Below are 18,181 nucleotides of genomic sequence, written 5' to 3' on the forward strand. Positions count from 1 at the left end.
ATCACTCCCCCCTTGAGGGGGAGTCGCAGAAGCCGAGCCGCAGGCGAAGGCTGATGCGGAGGGGGGCATACGCGACGCCGCAAAGCAGCGCCGAATGGCGAAGGCTGATGCGGTGGGGGTCAAGGCTCGGCTCCGGACCGTGCTACGGCGCGGCTGATAAAGGGCGAAACAGCGGTGTTTCACGTAAGTCCGGCACAACCCCTCTGGATCCGGCAAACGTGCTCGATGGTTCTCACCGTGTACACACAACACTACCGGGCCTGTCAGCGGCTGCCCGGTTGTGCTCGGATCCCCTCAATCCAGGTAATAGCCGGCTCCGATCAGCACCGGAACTCCAAAAGACGTGACCCGCTTGACGAAAGTCACCTTGCGCTGCCACTGGTTGGTGCCCGGATTCCGGTTCGAGTAGTAGAGGAAGGTTTCACCAAAAGCATTGGCAACGCCCAGAACGTTCCGTCCCCCGAAACTGCCGATGAAATTGGAGGACAACTCGGAGCCGAGCAAGGGATTTGCCGGGGAGCCGGTAAAGAGGGTGTAGCCGTAGGTGTCCAGCCCGAACAGGTAGATGGAGCCGGCTCGCCAACGGGGATCGTTGGCCAGACTGACCGAGGCGAAATACCCTCCGGAATCCAACTCCATGGCCGCGCAGCGGACAAACTCCTGCAGCCCTTCGGGGGAAGGATCCTCCTCCAGCTCCATGGCGTGGACTTCTTCGCTCCAGCAGGTACCCGGAATGTCGCGGCGATAGACTCCTGCGCCGATCGCCGCCGGAGTTCCGTTCCAGTCGAGTGCCTTGACATAGGAAGCCTTCGGCTCATCCCTGCCGGTGGCCGGATTGGTGAAGGAATAGTAGATCCAGCCCTCGTCGGAGTGGCCCATGACACGAGTCAGCTCCTTGTAGTAGTCGTTGCCGAAGGCATCGATCAGCAGCCCCCAGGGCTCCCCCTCCCTGGAGGGGTCGGGTGGGAAGACGAACGCTCGAGCCATGTCGGTCATGGGAGTCACTTCGTCGACGAAGATATAGGTGGGGCCGCTCTTCCATTGCTCGTCCTCGTTGAAGGCTCGCCGGGCCTCCTCGATGCCCATTTCCTGGACAAACTCGTAGGCGCATTGGACAAAAGCCTGGACATCACCCTGGTTGCGCACGGCGCTGGCCGCAACGAAGCGCTCCGCACAAGTATCAGCCGAGACCAGGGCCGGCGAGACGAGAACAGTGGCAAACGAAACCAGAAGGGAAAGACAACTGCATCGAATCATGGTCAATTCTCCGAAATTTTGGCAGCGTAAGGACATCTAGAGTACCCAATGTGAATTATAGGTGAAAAAGTTTGGGGGGTTGGTGAATTACTGGAATGGCTTTGCTCAACTTGTGGGTCTTGCCTGACAGAACGCGGACAGGCTATGCCCTGCCAGATCCTTCTAAAGGCTCCAGGAAGCTGAATCCATCATGCCGCGGAAGTTTAAGCTATCCCAATATCGACACGATCTTGCGGGACGCGGGGACAGGTATTTCCACTCGTTCAACGACGTTCCCGGGGAGTTGGCGGGTCCACCACCCGGATCCGGGGGGGCACGATCCGGGAATAGTCGGCTCCACGCACCGATTTACTTACGTCTTCCGGTGCAAGCACCCCGCGGATCTCCTTGCGAAGACCGGCCACGTCAATGCCCAGAAATCGATCCGGAAACAGCACCAGGCGTTCCTGGGCTCGGCGAAGGTGGATGAGAAAGCCCCGATAGATCCTGCGCCGCAACTGGTGGTAGGCGGCCGCCAACTGGATGAGCCCCTGGATGAAAAAGCGCCCGTCTTCGGGATGGCGCAGCCACACCGCCTCCCAGGCTTCATGGGCTTCCCAGAACCTGGCCTGGTTGAATAGCCGGATTCCCCTGTGGAAGTCTGTCCGGTCCTGGGCCGTCAGGACAAATTGGGTGAGAGTCGACAGGTTCAGCTCGGACAGGGACTTCTTGCGAATGGGTCGGCTTGGATCGGTTGGCTGCACCGGTCAAAGCTTGCCGGCCATGATGGCGGCCAAGTCGGCGGTTCGGCAGGCATAGCCCCACTCGTTGTCGTACCAGGCAACCACCTTGACCAGGTTGTCGATGACGATGGTGTCCACCGCGCTGAAGACGGAAGAGAAGGTGCTGCCCTTCAAGTCGGTAGAGACCAGGGGCTCGTCGGTCACCTCCAGGATGCCCTTCATGGAACCCTCAGCATATTCGAGCATGGCCTGGCGCAGCTGGTCCCGGGTAGCCGCCTGCCCCAGTACGGCCGTGAAATCGATGACGGAGACAGTGGGGGTCGGCACCCGGAAGGCCATGCCCCCGAACTTTCCCTGAAGCTCCGGGATGACCAGGCCCACCGCCTTGGCGGCTCCGGTGGCCGCCGGCACGATGTTCTGACCCGCCGAGCGGGCGTCCCTCATATCCTTGGCCGCCAGATCCTGCAGCCGTTGGCTGTTGGTGTAGGCGTGCACGGTGGTCAGGAGTCCCTTCTGGATGCCGAAGCGGTCATAGAGGACCTTGGCTACCGGAGCCAGGCCATTGGTGGTGCAGGAAGCGTTGGAGACCACCCGATGATTCTCAGGGTCGTATCGGTCCCCGTTGACCCCGAGCACGATGGTGATGTCCTCGTTCTTGGCCGGTGCGGAGATGATCACCTTTCTGGCGCCGCCCGATTCGATGTGGGCCTTGGCCTTGTTGGCGTCGGTGAAGACCCCGGTGGACTCGATCACCAGCTCCACACCCAAGTCGGCCCATCCGATGGCTGCCGGATCCCTCTCCGCCAGGATCCTGATCCTTCGGTCGTCCACCACCAGGGAACCGTTTTCGGCCGCGACCACCCCCGGAAATGGTCCGTAAGTGGAATCGTATTTCAGCAGATGAGCATTGGTCTCGGCGGGAAACAGATCGTTGACGGCCGCCACCTCGATAGTATCCGGATGTCTCTCCAGAATCGCTCGGAGAACCTGCCGTCCAATCCTGCCAAATCCATTGATGCCGATCTTTTTTGCCATATTTGCAGTCTCCTCGAAAAGTATTCCAAAAGGCTCGCGAAAGCCCCCCCATTCTAACAGCAGAACCCAGCCACAACCTCCAGCTTTTCCCACTCATCGGGGACGGAAATGGTCCCGGGCATAGTTGACAAGAGATTCATCCAGGAAGAACCACGAATTAACACCAATCTATTGGCTCTTCGCAAACCAGAGTAGTAGGATCTGCCCACTGGTTCCCAGCAATTCAATCCATGTATCGGCGCAAGGAGAGAGTTCTCTTGGCTGATCTTCGGCTCGGATCGGAATCATGATAGTTACCCTGTTTTTCTGGCCGGCCGTGGCGCTTAGTGTTCCAGTTGCCATTGCCGGAGTGATCCTGCGCAAGACGACTCCGTTTCTTGTGGCGGCTGGCCTTGTCCTACCGGCGTCGGCATACCTTGCGGCAACGCCGAGATTCGAGGTTTGGGGATTGTTTCCGGTTGGTTTTTACCTGCTGGCGGCGCTGGCTATTCGCCGGCTTGAAGGCTTACCCGGCAGGACAACCAGCATGTCGCTCATTGCTGCAAACGCCTGGTTCTTTGCGGGCTTCGCTGCAGAGGTATCCAGATTCCCCCTAAACCCGTGAACCTTGCCGGTCAGGATGCACTTGCTGGGCCCTCAGTACTCCCGCGCCTTCCGAGGACATGAATCCTGAGGTAGCCCTGGCTGTCCCTGCATTGCCGGATTCTTCCGTTGGGCGACCCTTGGCACCTGGGGTTTTCACGACTTCGCTGGTCCGACCACCGACCCTTCCTCATCCCACGGCCGCCGGACATAGCGTGACCCTAGTCTCCAATAGATTCTCATACAGTTCCTAAAATCACTGTCCCAAGAAGTCCTGAGGCGGGAACGGCAATCAACATTTTTGGGCACTCTCCTGAAGGAAAACGATTTTAGTTGTGCGCCGGGACCCACTTGAAGGATGATCTCGTTCGTCTCCGCGGTCACCAGTCCCGGATGGGGCTGCTGCCCCATATTTCAAACCGGGACTCGGCCTTGATCGATCCCCCGCATCCCTTGGCGCGGGTCTGCCGGAATCTCATGAGTGACTCCAGTTCCAAAACCCGTCGGGTGGCCGTCTTCAGCGACTTCGACGGGACCATCGCCCATCCCGACACCATCAATCTGCTGGCCGAGACCTTCGGGGGGGTGGAGTTTCGCAGGGACATCGGCGGCAAGATCGCCAGCGGAGAAATTTCCCTTCGGGACGGGATCGCGGCCGAAGTGGCCACCATCCGGGGCAGCCTCGACCAGGTCCTGGACTTTCTCAGGCAGCGGGTTGAAATCGATGAATCCTTTCCACCCTTTGCACAGTGGTGCCGGCGCCGTGAAATCCCCCTGACCGTGTTGAGTGCCGGCATCAAGGACGTCATCGAGCGACTGCTGGCGCCCTACGGGCTCGATCACGTGAAGCTGCTGGCCAATCCCCTCGAAATCATCGACCACCGCTGGACCTTGCGTTTCCTCGACGACACGCCCTGGGGTCACGACAAGGGCGCGGCCCTGGTCCGGGCCCGGTCGGCAGGCTATGCCACCGCCTTCCTGGGAGATGGGTTGTCCGACCTGCGCGCCGCCAACCAGGCTGACCTCGTCTTTGCCCGGAGCAGGCTGGCCAATCTCTGCCGGCAGAAACAGTTGCCGTTCTTTCCCCTGGAGGATTTCTCCACGGTCGGGGCCACCATCACCCGCCACCTGATCCAGGGTAACGGGACCGAGTCTCCGAGGCATTGAATCCATGCCTCCCGGGTAACCCAAGGGTGTCCTGGTGATTACTGAATCGGAGGTTCCGGAAGCCTTGAGAATACCATCCAAGCCCCCCTCTCAAAGGAACACCTCATTCATCCATGCCGTCGCCAGGCGGAACCTTTCGGTGGCGAGTCTCTGCTGGTTCTCCATCCTGCTGATCTGGTCGGGCTTGGCGCAGTCATCCGGGTCCGATCTCTCCTGGATCCCTCCCAGGGTGGATCGTGAATACCCCTCCCTGTTCGAGCTCTACCGGCACCTGCATGCCAGCCCCGAGATCGCCTTTCAAGAGGTTCGTACCGCTCAGCGCATGGCCCGGGAGCTGGAGGCATCCGGCTTCGAGGTGAGCCGGAGCATTGGAGGGCACGGCGTCGTCGGTCTACTGAGAAACGGGGAGGGGCCCACCCTCATGCTCAGAACCGACCTGGACGCGCTACCCATCACCGAGGAGACCGGCCTGGAATATGCCAGCCAAGTCCGCATTCAGGACCCGGACGGCCAATCCATCGGCCTCATGCACGCCTGCGGCCACGACGTCCACATGACCTGCTTCGTGGGTGCCGCGCGCATACTGAGCCGGGAGAAGAGTCGTTGGAAGGGCACCCTGCTGATGGTGGCTCAGCCCGCCGAAGAACGGGGGGCCGGCGCCAGGGCCATGCTGGCCGATGGATTGTTCGAGAAGTTTCCGGTCCCCGACTACGCCATCGCGCTCCACAACGACGCCGGCATGCAGGCGGGGCGGGTGGGCGTCTGCAGCGGCTATGCCCTTGCCGGCGTCGATTCCGTCGATCTGGTGGTACGGGGCGTGTCGGGACACGGCGGTTATCCCTCCACCACCAAGGACCCCGTGGTCATGGCCGCCCAAACCGTTCTGGCGCTCCAGACCATTGTCAGCCGGGAAATTCCGGCCATCGACCCGGCGGTGGTCACGGTGGGATCCATCCACGGGGGCAGCAAGCACAGCATCATTCCCGACGAGGTCCGGCTCCAGCTCACCGTCCGCTACTACACCGATGAAACCCGAGACAGAATCCGCGACGGCATCGGGCGGATCTCTGAGGGGATTGCCCGCGCCGCCGGGGTGCCCCCGGACCGTTTGCCGCTGATGTCGATCCTGGACAGCACTCCACCCACCTACAACGATCCGGCACTGGCGCGGCGGGCCAGCGAAGCCATGGCCCGGGTGCTGGGCAAGGACAACGTGCTGGATCTGAAACCGGTGATGGGGGGAGAGGATTTCGGCCTCTACGGAAGGACCCCTCAGAAGGTGCCAGTCTGCATGTTCTGGCTCGGCGCGGTTGCCCCGCAGAAGATGGAGGCCAGCAAGAAACCGGGCGCCCCTCGCCTGCCCTCACTCCACTCCAGCCGTTACGCACCCGACCCGGAGCCCACCCTCAAGACGGGCGTCAAGGCCTTGACGTCCATAGCACTCGAGTTGCTGAATCCCTGACGGATGGACGGTTTCCGGGAGAGGGCCCGGAGACCTTATTGACTGTTATCCGGAGAGGCAGTGTGTTCCGGAAGGACGCGGCTGACGCGGGTCAGCCGCGCGTCGCCCCAGGCGTGAGCCCGGGGCCAATGGTGGGCAACTGGCGTTGCTGCAAAAAACGACTCGTCCCGGAAAACTCCTCGGGGACGAGTCCTTGTAGGTCCTAGACGAACTCCTCCATCAGATCGTCGAACAGCTCCTTTTCCATCCCGAGCTTCTGGTGAACCAGGGGGCCTTCCTTCAAGGCCGGTTCGCTCTCTTCGTAGGTCGGCTGCTCCTCCCGGTAGAAGAGGCCCAGGGGAATGCGATCCCCCCACTCGTAGGCCCGCTTCAAGGCTCCCTGATGGTCGGTGGCATCGTAGTCCGAGTCATCCTCCAGCTTGTAGACCCGCTTTTTGAACCAGGGATAGGTGTTGATCTTGTTGTAGGTCACGCAGGGACTGAAGACATCCACCAGGGCAAATCCCTTGTGGGCGATGCCGCCGGCGATGACATCGGCCATGTGCCTGGGCTCGCCTGAAAAGGCCCGGGACACGTAGGTGGCGCCGGAGACAATGGCCAGCGCGATGGGATTGAGGGGCATTTCGGCGTTCCCACGGGGGGTGGACTTGGTGCGCACCTCCTTCATGGTGGTGGGGGAGGCCTGGCCGGTCGTCAATCCGTAGATCTGATTGTTCATGACAATGTAGGTGAGATCCAGGTTGCGGCGCATGGCGTGCACGAAGTGGCCCAGACCGATGCCGTAGCCGTCTCCATCCCCGCCGGTGATCACCACGTTCATGTCCTGGTTGGCGAACTTGATCCCGGAAGCCACGGCCACGGCCCGGCCATGCAGGCTGTGGACGCCGTAGGCATGAATGTAGCCCGGCAGGTTGGAAGAGCAACCGATTCCGGAGACGGTGAACAGCTCCTCGGGCTTGATGCCCAGTTTTCCGGCGGCCATCTTGACGCCCCTGAGAACACCGAAATCGCCACAGCCCGGACACCAGTCCGGATCGATGATGCTTTCATAGGTGCTGATGGGTAAAGAAATCGTCATTTCCATAGGGGTTTAAGCCTCTCCATTCTTCCCGCGCCCGTTCAGCCGGCGCGCCAAATCAAATTCAAAGTAATTCCAAACCCGATCGATCTGTCGGTTGTGTCGCCGACTTCCGTCGGTTGTGCTTCTCAATCGGTGGATACCGTCGAGACCGGCTGCCAGGCATGGGTGGATCCGGTTCGCAGTCCGACGAACAGGTCTCCGGTCTTTTCGCCGCCGTTACGGCTCACCAGTTCGATGCACCAGGTGGGCTCTTCTGCCGACACGCCGTTCCCCACCTGCATGGAGGCCGGACGCACCGAGTTGCCCAAATGGGTACGAATGTAGTGATAGGCAATCTCCTGTGCCTCCTCTCGAGTGACCTCCAGCGACAGCGACACGCCTCCCACGATCTCCTTGACCCGATTCACGATGAAGGCCGGCTCGAAAGGCTCCCCGTCATACTTCAGGACCATGTCATCCAGGGAGAAGCCGGTCTCGGACCTCAAATGACGGGCAAATTGACCCGTGTAGTTCACCTCCACGCCGATGGTCTTCCTGCATCCATTCAGGATTTCCAGGGCCTCCTTGGCGTGAAAGGGCAGCAGATACTTGAAATGGAGCTGATTGGTGGCAATGCCTTCCGATCTCAGCATCTCGGCGGCTTCCCGAATCACTCCCCTGCAGGACCCCCAGCCGACCAGGGTGACATCCGCGTCCTCCGGCCCCTCGATTTGCGGAGGCGGCAACTCCTTCAGGGCTCCTTCCAGCTTCCTCATGCGCTTTTCCTGCACCTTGCGCCGCACCGGCGGACTGGTGTACTCGTCGCTGATCAGAATCCCTTCCTCGTCGTGGTCATCGGTGGGAGAAACGTAAACCGTGTTCTTGGTCCCGGGCAGGGCTCGGGGAGATATTCCCGATTCGGTGAAAGCGTATCGCTTGTAGGTGCCGTTGTCTTCCGGCCATTCGGTCACCAGTTGGCCGCGGTCGATCACCAGATCGGGCTTGAGCGCATCCCTCTCGATGGTCTCGGGATGTTCCGAGAGCAGCAGGTCGGAGAGAATGATCACCGGGAGCTGGTACTTGTCCGCCAGGTTCAGGGCTTCGGCGGCGGTATAGTAGGCTTCGGTCACGTCGGCCGGAGCCATGATGATGCGGGGGAAATCGCCTTGGGAAGCCCCCAGCGCCTGGTTCAGATCGGCCTGTTCGGTCTTGGTGGGAATCCCGGTCGAGGGACCGCCACGCTGGACCGTAATGAACACGACCGGCGCTTCAATCATGCCGGCCTGCCCCACGGCTTCGGTCATCAGGGCAAACCCGCCGCCCGAGGTCGCACACATGGAGCGAGCCCCGGCCAGGCCGGCGCCGACAGCCATGTTGGCGACCGCAATTTCGTCCTCGCACTGCTTGACCACGATCCCGCAACGATCGGCATGAGCGACCATCCAGTGCAGGATGGTGGAAGCGGGGGTCATGGGGTACGCGGAATAGAACTTGCAGCCGGCGGCGACCGCCCCCAGGGCCATGGCTTCGTTTCCGGTAATGAAGGGTCTCCGGATGCGGCTGAAGTTCCATTCGTACCCAAGAGGCACGAACTTATCCTTGGCGTAGTTGTAACCCGCCTTGGCCACCTGGATGTTCTGGTTGACCACCTCCTGGCCCTTGTGCTGGAAGGTGTCGGCCAGGACTTCGGCCATCATTTCGAAATCCAGTCCCAGCAGGAAGATGGCCGCTCCCAGGGATACCGTGTTCTGCATGACGGGAAGGGTTTTCCCCAGCGGCTTCAGCAACTCCCGCACGGGCATCGGCACCGGCAGAACCTGGCTTTCGAAAAGCGAGGAGTCGAGGGTCAGCTTGTCGGAATTGAACAGGACAGCTCCGCCGGGCTCCACTTCCCGGGCATGCCTCTCCAGGGTGTCCTGGTTGAGCGCGATCAGCAGATTCAGGTGATCTCCGTGAGAGTAGACCTTTTCCTCTCCCATCCTCACTCGCAACCAGATGTGGCCCCCGCGGATGATGGACTGGTAACTGTTGTAGGCATACAGATACAGCCCCAATCTGGAGGCGGTCTTGGCAAAGGTGTCGCCGGTCTTGTCCAACCCGTCGCCGGCGGCTCCTCCTATTCCCAAGGTCACTTCTTTCATGTTTCTCCTTTCAAAGCCTGCAACCGGCCGTGCCGGTCACCGTGGCGCCAGGCCCTCCTGTCCCCGGAGGACTTCCCAGGTGTCCGTGGCTTCCCCAAGGAAGGCTCCACAAGCCGTCCACGAGCCGGAAATTCCCACTGCAAAATGTCAGAGAATGTGAATTAAATATCGTGTATTCCGGTAATGCCGTCGAACCGGGCGGCGCTGCCGCCCCTGAATGAGCGCGGGAGCGCCGCCTGGCCAAATGGGTTGTCCGGCCATCAAACGCGCTACCCGCGCCGTGTATCAGAATATCAGAGATACCCGTCAAGTCGCTAACAATAAATGAACCCGGGGGGATGAGCGGTGTTTATCGAGCGAGGCTTCGCCTCGGGCCGACAAGCAATCAATGGTCAATTGAGGATGGCTGATTGGGGAATCAGGACAATGGACGTTTCTTCAATTCAAAAGTTCACAATCCGAAATTCACAAAAGCTGATTCATATGTCAATGTAGTTACAACTCCAGAGATTCAGCCCCTCCTTCATTCCGTCAGGACTTTCCTCAATCGGTGGGCCGACTCGGCCAGCGAGGGTTGCAGGTACGCCACCGGCTCCCCCTTGCGGCTGCGGGAAAGCGGACCTTCGGATCCGGGTTCGACCCGGGCATTCACAAACACCGGCCCGGGTTCCCGCAGAATCGTGGGAAGGGTCCGAGCATAGTTCGCCGGGTCGTCGAAAGCGTAGGTCCGGGCAAAACCCGCCGCCTGGGCCAACCCGGTGAAGTCCACCCGGCCGGCGCCCGCAATGGCTTGATTGCCGGTGATTTCAAAGGTCCGATTTTCAACCGTGAAGAGGATCAAGTTGGGGGCTCCGGCTTCTACTACCGTCGCCAGGGAGCCCAGAGTCATCAAGAGGCTGCCGTCACCGTTCAGGCAGATGACCTTGCGTTGGGGCTGGGCCAGGGCAATGCCCAGGGCCAGATCGGCAACGTGGCCCATGGCGCTGTCCGCCGAGGCGAAGTCCAAGGGGCTGTCCGAGAACCTGGACCAGGGCCGCACAGCGCCCATCGTGGTCACCACCACCTCGTCCGTCCTCAGTGACGCCAGGGGTTGCAACAGTTCCTGCTTGGTCAACACGATCAGGATCCGCAAAAACAGGATTCGGCGGAGGGCCGGTACTCCAGCATCAGTTCCGGAGTGTCCAGCGTCACGCCTTTCTTTTTTCTGGATTCCATCCAGCGATCCAGGATGCCGGCGGCGACCCAGGCCCGTTCGGGGCGAACCGGACTTCGCGTGGATCGAATCAGGTCCTCGATCCGGGCGGCGAGACAGGCCGAGCCGGCACGGTTGGGTTCCGGGGGGAGAAGGAACTGGGTCGATGCCACTCCCGAAACGTCGCCCAGACGGGCCGCAAAGGTAAAGTCTCCCACGGCTCCATTGAGCATCAGAACGGCAGCACTCAGTCCGTCGGAATAGTCCACCAGGCAGGCTTCCGGATGTTCGACCAGCCGGGGCAACTCCCCGGTGTCGACAAGATCCCGGGGACGCCCGTCCTTCAAGGTCTTGCCCTGCAGGGAATCGGATCGGGCCACGGCTGCCTTCAGCAGATCCCGGGACCAACGGCCGCTGTTTCCGGCCCGCCACACGGCTTGCCCCCCCACCCATTGTACCGACCTGACACCGGTCTCGCCGCCCCCGCGCCGCTCCACCATGGCCTGCAGGGTCTCCAGGGCCCGATAGCGATCGGAGCGCCCGAAGCCGATGCCCACCAACAGGGCCTGCTCCACCCGGCTGCCCGTCGGCAACTCCAGAGGAGGCAGCCTCCAGGTCATCGGCAGAAAGGATCCGGCCAGCACCGGGAATTTCAGTTGCCTGGAGGCTTCCGCCATCCTGCGGGCTTGCGCGAGGCCGAGCGGTTCATCCCAATAGACCGGAACGGCCCGGCGGTCCTCCTCAAAGACCTTGACCAGTGGCTCAAGCAAGTCGGACCCCGTGAGGGCGCTGCGCGAATCGTCTCCCTGTCCGGTTAGCATCAACACCCCGTCCACGGCCAACCGGTCCCTGCCGCAACGCAGGGTTTCGGCGACGGATGAGTAGATCCTGAAGCCGAATTCGGCCGCGCGCTCCCGGCTCTGGTCAGCATCAGGAGTCCGGTCCACGTAGAGAGAGATCACATCCATGGCGGGCCGGTGCCACCTGCCCTCTCGCGGATAGCCGATAAGGAAGCGGTCTGCGACCTGGCGGGCCGGTGAGCCGGGAGTCCAGCGGGAAGCCAGGATGGCCAACCTCTTGGCGCCTGGCCGGGCTCGGTTCGTCAAGCTGGCCGCGGGGGAAGCCGAAGCCGTTTTCAGGAAAGTGCGCCGCTCCGTCACGAGTGTCTCCGATAGGTGGGTTCGGGAGTAGGTCGATAGCGAACCGCCAGGTGGGACGTTTCAAGGCGACTCTGCCCTCGCCACAGGGAATCCACGCCCGCCTCGGTCATTCCGCCGGTCAGCAGGGTCCGTTCCACTGGGTAGGTTGCCTTGCCGGTCAGAAACATCTTCTCGACGCCATTCACCTGCGGGCTGAAGAAGTTGGCTTCGGCGCCCCCGCCCAACCCGCGCACCGGAAGGTAAAAGTGTGTTGAAACCAGCCGCGGCGGGTTTTTCAGACGGGCCGCAAAGGTCCACCCCATGGAGAGACCTTCCAACAGAAGCAGCGTGGCTTTCATCCCGTCGGCATATTCGCAGCGAAAGGCCAGAGGCTGATCCAGTTGAGGGCCGGTGTCGGTGACCCGGTCCTTGACCAGCCCGGGTATTTCCTCCAGGGACGGGTAGCTGTGGTCGAAGCCCTCCCGGGTCGAGGTCAGGGCCAGGCTGCGGCAAAGGCAGGCCTCGAAGAGTTCGGAATCCCATCCACCCTGGTCCCAGGATCCCGCGCGCAGCGCCTCCCACACCCTGGGACCGCGGACCGCTCCCAGCGCTGCCACCCCGGTTTCCCCTCCCCGCCGCCGCTCGACCATGCACTGCAGCGCCTCGAACCCGTGAAAGCCGTAGCTGTCGGCTCCGCCGCCGGCCCCGATCACCATGGCCTCTTCCACCTCGGCGTCCGAGGGAATCTCCAACGGGGGAAGGCGCCAAGCCACCGGAATACTGGAGCCGGCCATCAGGGCAAAGTCCAGCTCCCGGGCCGTTTCCACCATCTCCTCGGCCCATTCCCATTTCCAGGAGAGGTGCTTGTCGTTGAAAACCGGCGCGCTGCGGCCGCTGGCCCGGAAGACGTCCACGATCTGCCGGAAGAACTCGTAGCGTGGATACATGGTCTGCCCCTTCTCGTTGCGGGGGTAGGTCCCGTGCTCTCCGATCAGCAGGACGCCGTCGACCGCCAGATTGTCTCCACCCCGCGTCAACGCTTCGGCGATGGTGGGATAGATCTTCATGGAGGGGTATTGGCGTGCCCGGTCGCGGCTGAGATCGCTCTCTCGTACCTGGTCAACGTAGAGCGACACCACGTCCATGGGGGGGCGGTGAAATCGACCTCCCCAGTTGTAACCGCCCAGGAAGCGGTCCACGATGTGCTGGCCGTGGGCCCGGCGGCGGTATTCGGTGACCAGGGCGGCAATCCTGGGGCGTCCGGGCGTTACGGGACGGCAGCCCGTGAGCAGCAGAGCCGCGGGTATCCCCGCCATCACCGTCCTGCGGGAGATCATTGGAAGCCGGGAAGGGGTCATGGGAAGAACTCGGGGGAGGTTTGTTCGTTGGTGCCAAGCGCCGGCTAGGGTCCGCCCAGAATTTCTCCGTGAGGCTTGCCCTCGGCGAGTTCCGCGTACCGCACTCGCACCTGTTCCGCAAAGCGATTGCCGACCCAGTTGCCGACGTCGTCCGACAACTTCACGGTCGTAGCCACGCCGGCTCCGTCCTCCAGCGTCACCAGGTCTTCCAGCGGCGTCTTGCCCTCGAAGGCCTTCTCGACGGCAGCGTTGATTTCCTGCAAGAACTGCCGCTGCCCTTCGGCAACCTCTCGACCTCCCGAGGAGCCGTGGCCCGGTAGGATGGTTTCGAAGCCCAGCTCCATGGCCTGGCTGACCACATTCGGCCAGTTGCCCGTGTTGCCGTCGCCCGTGTAGTTGAAGGGCCCGTTCACGATCGCGTCGCCCGTGCAAAGGATCTTGTCGTCCGGCAGATAGACCATGCCGTCACCGCGCGTGTGGGCCCATCCGAAGTGATGAAACTCCACCCGCCGGCTGGCTCCCTCCAGCACGTGCGGGACCTGGCTGAACGTCTTTTGCGGGAGTTGCACCGTATCCTCGCCCACGGCGGCCACATCCTCGCGGTTCCGGGCCGCTTGCTGCCAGCGGGCAGGCTCGTAGCGCTTCATCTCCTCGGCCACGCCGATATGTGCCAGCGTGGTGGCGCCGGCCCGGGTCCAGACCGCATTGGCATAGGCATGGTCCCCGTGATGGTGGGTGTCGAACACGTAGCTGACCGGCTTGGTGGTGACCTGCTTGATATCCGCCATGAGCGCCTGGGCGCCGCTCGGGAAGTTGGCGTCCACCACCAGCAAACCTTCTCCGAGGTCAATGACCACGTTGTTGCAGTGTCCGTGCTCCCGCTCGCCCATCCGGAACCACACCCCCTCGGTGATCCGCTTGAGGGTGTCGGTCTCGGAAGGAAGGGGCGGATCTGAGGCGCAGTTCCAGGCCACGCAAAGGCCGATCGCGGTGATGGCTATGAGGACGATTCGCATGATCCTACCTCCCTCCGGCAGTCCCGTCGCGGTCGCAAGTGGAACCGATTGTACGCCCGACGGAACCGAGACACAAGACACCCTGCCCTGAAACAACGCCCGGGCGTCGGGTGGCGTGAAACCATTTCATGATCAAGCAGGAGTCCATGGCCTATTTACATGGATAGACAGGATTTACAGGATTGTTGGTTGATGGTGTGGGCTGCACGCGCCGCAACAGCCAGAAAGAGAAAATTCCCCTTAAACCACCTGTCTGCCCTCAACTTCTGAACGCGAAAAAAACAAAAGAGCGTCTTACTTCCGTTAAACTGCCTGCCGACCCCGACAGCGCTAGTATTGCGTGGATCGGCCTGACGAGTACAGAAGGATGGAACGATCATGAAAGGAAATCGCTCTCCATTTCTGATTTTCCTGATCTTGCTCCATGCCGCCGTTCCGGCTTTCGTTGCCCAGGGGGGCGCTGAACCGTTGTCTTGTTCGGATCGCTCCATATCCGCAAGCGCTGTACGCACACCGGAGGACGTTCGGGCGTTCGTTCAATGCGCCTACGAGTTCGTTCAGGAAGTGGGGTTTGAGCAAGCCCGCAGGGCCTTTCATGAGGACGAGCATTGGAGAAGCGGCCCGATCTATGTCGTCGTCGACGAAGTGACCCCCATAAGCCATCAGGCTACAACCTTCGTCTACCCCCCCGATCCATCGAGGGAAGGGACTCCGTGGGGGCTCCTGATCGATGGCTTCGGCAATGACTGGTTCAAGGAACAGCATCGTATCGTGAGCGACTTCGGCGAGGGCTGGATGTATTACTCCTTCACCAACCCGGAGACGGGCCGGGATGAACCGAAGTTTGCCTACTTCAAGAGCCTCGTCTGGGAGGGGACCCCGGCTGCGATCGGTGCCGGTGTCTACCCCCGCGACATCCCGGCCGCGTGCCGGAGGGATGAAGTCAACGCCAGGAGTCTTGAGGCCGATCCTTCTCCTGAGAAACTTCAGGAGTTTGTCCGTTGTGCCGCGCTCGATCTGGAATCGCAGGGGTACTTTGGCACTGTCGCCCTGTCAACCGATCCGCGCTGGAGGAGCAACTCGATTTACGTATTCGGTTTGGACAACTATGGCAATACATTGTTCACCGGCCACCCCTACAGCCAGGGGAACGGCCTCAGCGAATCCGAGTTGGATGCCGATTTAAACGCAGCCCTTCAGGGCCGGGACGTGGTTAGCGTTGCGGACACGTTCGGGGAAAGCTTTCTCTACTACTGGGCGCACAGTCCGGCCACCGGATTGCCGCAGCGCAAGAGGGCTTTCGTCAAGAGGGTCGTGATCCACAGTCTGCCGGTGCTGGTTGGCGCCGGATTCTACATGGATTGCCCGCCTGCCGGATGCGGCACTGGCTCAGGGACCCCAGAGGGCGCGACCGCGGCGGCCTGCGAAGCGAGCCGGGAAATGCTGGCTGAATCACCGGCCATGCGCGTCAATTACGGTTTCTATACCGATTTCAATCCGATAAGTTACTCGGTCGCGTTGGCGGTCCACCAACCGATGGGCTATGAGCCGGACCTGGTCGCTGCCCTCGAGACGTTTTCTAAGGGAAAGCTGAGCTTCGACACGTTGGGGATCGGCAATCCCTTCTCCGGGATCTGGCTCAAAGCAGCGCAAGAACGTTACGACATGGTGGGTGGCGGCATCACCGCGTTGCCTGAACGCACGCGGGATGCAAACTGGCGCCAAGTGATTCGCTTCGGCGTGGCCCATATCAGCTTCCGCCAATCGCTGTTGGTGCGCTCCGAGAGTGCCATCAACCGGCATGCCGATCTGACGTCAGAACATAGCGTGGGCGTGCTGCGGGGCACTACGGGCGAGAAACGGCTATTGGAGCTGACCGGCATCATCGATGCCGAGGGCGTCCTCCGCGGCGGGACGCAAGTGCAGCTGGCCGGCGGCGATGTCTTGATCGCCGGAGAGCCCGACAGCGGGGCGGTTCTGCGCATAGCCGCCGGCACAGGTTCTGTCGCCATTGCTACCCGTGTCCGCCTGGCACCGGCCGGGGATAACCACCCCGAAGTGCTCTATTTCAACAGCGACAGCGAGCAGCTCAGTGCGTTGCTGGAGGGTGTCGTGGATGCCGTCGCACGGGGGGAGCTGGGCAACCGGGTAACTGCACGCGACACACCGGCCCTGCGCGTGACCGCCATCGACACGGAGGGCAGCGAATGGGGGGCCTTCAGCTATCCCTACACGCCCGCCGGCAATGCACTGCGGAGGGCCATGAATTCAGCCATCACTTGCCTGACCGCGAACGGGACCATTGGGTTTTCACAATGGCTCGAAAGCGGGGGCACGATCTTCTCCGAGCGCGCCAAGGAATGGCGCTGAACAAGCTGCAAAATTCAGACAAGCCTTTTCGGTTTCCCGCCAGATCTTGAAGGATCCAGTGGATTCCTTTTCAAAAAGAAGGAAACAGTGAGGGCATTGCAGCAGACTGACCCGTAGTAACTCTTTTATAAATAGTACTTTACAACTTAGAGATTGCGAGCTGCGCAGCAGCCCCTCGTACCATTAGTCCTGTCCATCCTGTATTTCCATGTTCCACATTGGAGTCAACCGGGTTAGCGGGACCGAGTGCCTGCTCCCGAAAGTTCATAGGATCCGTCGTTTAGCTCTCGAGTGATCCGCGCGGCAGGTCGGGAGCACTGCCAATCACTGGTCGCTTGAACCGCCTGACCCCGACGGCATCGATCTCGTCCAAGCGATCCCCGTATTGCCCCGCCCGAAGCTCTCAGGCCACCCAGATGTCCCGGCTGACGATCGACTCCGGTGTCAGGACCTCATGGCCGGTTTCCGTCACCAGCACCACGTCCTCCAGTCCGTACTTGTTGCTCACCTCCCAGAGGGGATACCCGCCCCGGTGGTAGAAGAATGGCTCAACGCACAGCACCATGCCGGGTTCGATCCGGGTTCGGCTGCCGATGGAAATCCCCGGCATTTCGTGGATGTCCAGTCCCAGGCTGTGCCCGATGCTGGACCAGCCCATGGCCTGGCACCAGTCCACGAAGTCGGGATGGCCCGCGTCTCGAATGACCTGTTGGGAAGCTTCATAGACCTCCCCCAGGCTCGCGCCCGGCTTGACTGCCTCAATGGCCGCCTCCTCGCTGGCCCTGGCGATCTCGAAGCCGTGCCGTTGATCGGCGGTCGGTTCTCCCAGGCAGGCAAACCTCTTGAAATCAGCGAAGTAGCCGTCATAGGTGCAGCCGCCGTCAAACTGGAGCAAGCTTCCCGGACCGAGGACCATCTCCCGCCGAGGCGTGGAATCGGCCCACAGGGCCCTGTCGGGCCCCGCGTAGAGAGCCAGAAAGTGGATCTGGCTGCCACCCTCGGCGTGCATCCGGGCCGACATGACGTTGGCGATGTCCCGTTCGGTCTTACCCTTGCTCATGGCCTCGAAACCGGCCTTCACCCCCAAACAGGAGATGCGGCACGCCTCCCGCAACCGCCGCACCTCTTCCGGGGACTTGATACGGCGCACGGCCCACATGATTTCCCCGCAATCCACCCAGTCAACCGCTGGCAAGGCTGCCCGAATGCCATCGAAGCATTCCACCGATAGTCCCATGCGGAAGTGGGCGCTCAGCTCGGTGGCCACGCGGGCCCGTCTCAGGCCCAGCTTCCCCAACCAGGATGCCGTGGCTCGCACCAGGCTCTCGCCGACGCTGCCGGTATAAAATCCCACCGGAAAGTCCCATCGGACCACGGTCTTCACCCAGGCGGCCTCGGCCTGAATCTGGCATCCTTCGGGGCAGAAAACGGCTGGAGGAAGGTCCGCCCTTCTCGGGATGAAGGCCGTGTAGAAGTAGGCGGGCACGATCCAGCCTACTTCATAGAATCCAGTGGCGTAGCGCACGTTGGTCTGCTGCGTCAGCAGCAGTCCGTCGACGCCCGACCGCTCCATCTCCTCCCGGAGCCGTTCCAGGCGTCGCTCAAACTCCTGCCGGCTGCAGTCGGCAAAAAATCCGCTCCGCTTCTGGCGGGTGACCTTCAGGCTGTCGGGCATGGATT

The 18,181-nt window shown here is 61.8% G+C and carries 14 protein-coding genes; 4 read left to right on the top strand and 10 right to left on the bottom strand.

The window, feature by feature from the left end; genetic code table 11:
• Positions 1–294: 294 nt before the first annotated feature.
• The 3 genes from OXI69_05875 to gap form a co-directional block, all read right to left on the bottom strand.
• Positions 295–1,257 (bottom strand): cache domain-containing protein, encoded by a 963-nt coding sequence (locus OXI69_05875; GenBank protein ID MDE2665659.1) that lies wholly within the window; start codon positions 1,255–1,257, stop codon positions 295–297.
• Between the two features lie 263 nt (positions 1,258–1,520).
• Entirely contained in the window at positions 1,521–2,000 is a 480-nt protein-coding gene (locus OXI69_05880) for a DUF309 domain-containing protein (GenBank protein ID MDE2665660.1), read from the bottom strand.
• 3 nt (positions 2,001–2,003) lie between these two features.
• Positions 2,004–3,014: a type I glyceraldehyde-3-phosphate dehydrogenase gene (gap, locus tag OXI69_05885; protein MDE2665661.1), complete on the bottom strand. Its 1,011-nt coding sequence runs from the start codon at positions 3,012–3,014 to the stop codon at positions 2,004–2,006.
• Between the two features lie 286 nt (positions 3,015–3,300).
• Here gap and OXI69_05890 point away from each other — a divergent pair, with 286 nt between their 5' ends.
• The 3 genes from OXI69_05890 (at position 3,301) to OXI69_05900 (ending at position 6,225) form a co-directional block, all read left to right on the top strand.
• Complete coding sequence (locus tag OXI69_05890) at positions 3,301–3,618, top strand: hypothetical protein (GenBank protein ID MDE2665662.1); 318 nt, start codon at positions 3,301–3,303, stop codon at positions 3,616–3,618.
• A gap of 455 nt (positions 3,619–4,073) precedes the next feature.
• A complete protein-coding gene (locus OXI69_05895) occupies positions 4,074–4,763 on the top strand; it encodes an HAD-IB family phosphatase (GenBank protein ID MDE2665663.1) in 690 nt (229 codons plus the stop codon).
• 64 nt (positions 4,764–4,827) lie between these two features.
• Positions 4,828–6,225, top strand: coding sequence for an amidohydrolase (locus tag OXI69_05900; protein MDE2665664.1), 1,398 nt, complete (start codon positions 4,828–4,830; stop codon positions 6,223–6,225).
• 202 nt (positions 6,226–6,427) lie between these two features.
• Here OXI69_05900 and OXI69_05905 read toward each other — a convergent pair whose 3' ends face one another.
• From OXI69_05905 to OXI69_05930, 6 genes are all read right to left on the bottom strand, one after another.
• On the bottom strand, positions 6,428–7,309 hold the full coding sequence (locus OXI69_05905) for a thiamine pyrophosphate-dependent enzyme (protein ID MDE2665665.1): 882 nt from the start codon (positions 7,307–7,309) through the stop codon (positions 6,428–6,430).
• A 122-nt stretch (positions 7,310–7,431) separates the two neighbouring features.
• Positions 7,432–9,426 carry a 2-oxoacid:acceptor oxidoreductase subunit alpha gene (locus OXI69_05910; protein ID MDE2665666.1) on the bottom strand — a complete coding sequence of 665 codons (1,995 nt, stop codon included), beginning with the start codon at positions 9,424–9,426 and terminating at the stop codon, positions 7,432–7,434.
• 523 nt (positions 9,427–9,949) lie between these two features.
• Positions 9,950–10,543, bottom strand: a complete 594-nt coding sequence (locus OXI69_05915; protein MDE2665667.1) for a thiamine pyrophosphate-dependent enzyme — start codon at positions 10,541–10,543, stop codon at positions 9,950–9,952.
• Positions 10,544–10,545: 2 nt separating this feature from the next.
• Positions 10,546–11,778, bottom strand: coding sequence for a hypothetical protein (locus OXI69_05920; protein MDE2665668.1), 1,233 nt, complete (start codon positions 11,776–11,778; stop codon positions 10,546–10,548).
• Positions 11,775–13,115: a hypothetical protein gene (locus OXI69_05925; protein MDE2665669.1), complete on the bottom strand. Its 1,341-nt coding sequence runs from the start codon at positions 13,113–13,115 to the stop codon at positions 11,775–11,777. The genes OXI69_05920 and OXI69_05925 overlap by 4 nt, the downstream gene beginning before the upstream one ends.
• Before the next feature lie 44 nt (positions 13,116–13,159).
• Positions 13,160–14,131 (bottom strand): MBL fold metallo-hydrolase, encoded by a 972-nt coding sequence (locus OXI69_05930; protein MDE2665670.1) that lies wholly within the window; start codon positions 14,129–14,131, stop codon positions 13,160–13,162.
• Between the two features lie 378 nt (positions 14,132–14,509).
• Between OXI69_05930 and OXI69_05935 the strand changes: the two genes are divergently transcribed.
• Positions 14,510–16,501: a transporter substrate-binding domain-containing protein gene (locus tag OXI69_05935; protein ID MDE2665671.1), complete on the top strand. Its 1,992-nt coding sequence runs from the start codon at positions 14,510–14,512 to the stop codon at positions 16,499–16,501.
• A gap of 403 nt (positions 16,502–16,904) precedes the next feature.
• On the opposite strand, the gene OXI69_05940 is transcribed toward OXI69_05935, so the two are convergent.
• Positions 16,905–18,176: a Xaa-Pro peptidase family protein gene (locus OXI69_05940; protein ID MDE2665672.1), complete on the bottom strand. Its 1,272-nt coding sequence runs from the start codon at positions 18,174–18,176 to the stop codon at positions 16,905–16,907.
• Positions 18,177–18,181: the final 5 nt, after the last annotated feature.

This window comes from Acidobacteriota bacterium (genome assembly GCA_028875575.1).
Taxonomy (GTDB): Bacteria; Acidobacteriota; Terriglobia; order Versatilivoradales; family Versatilivoraceae; genus Versatilivorator.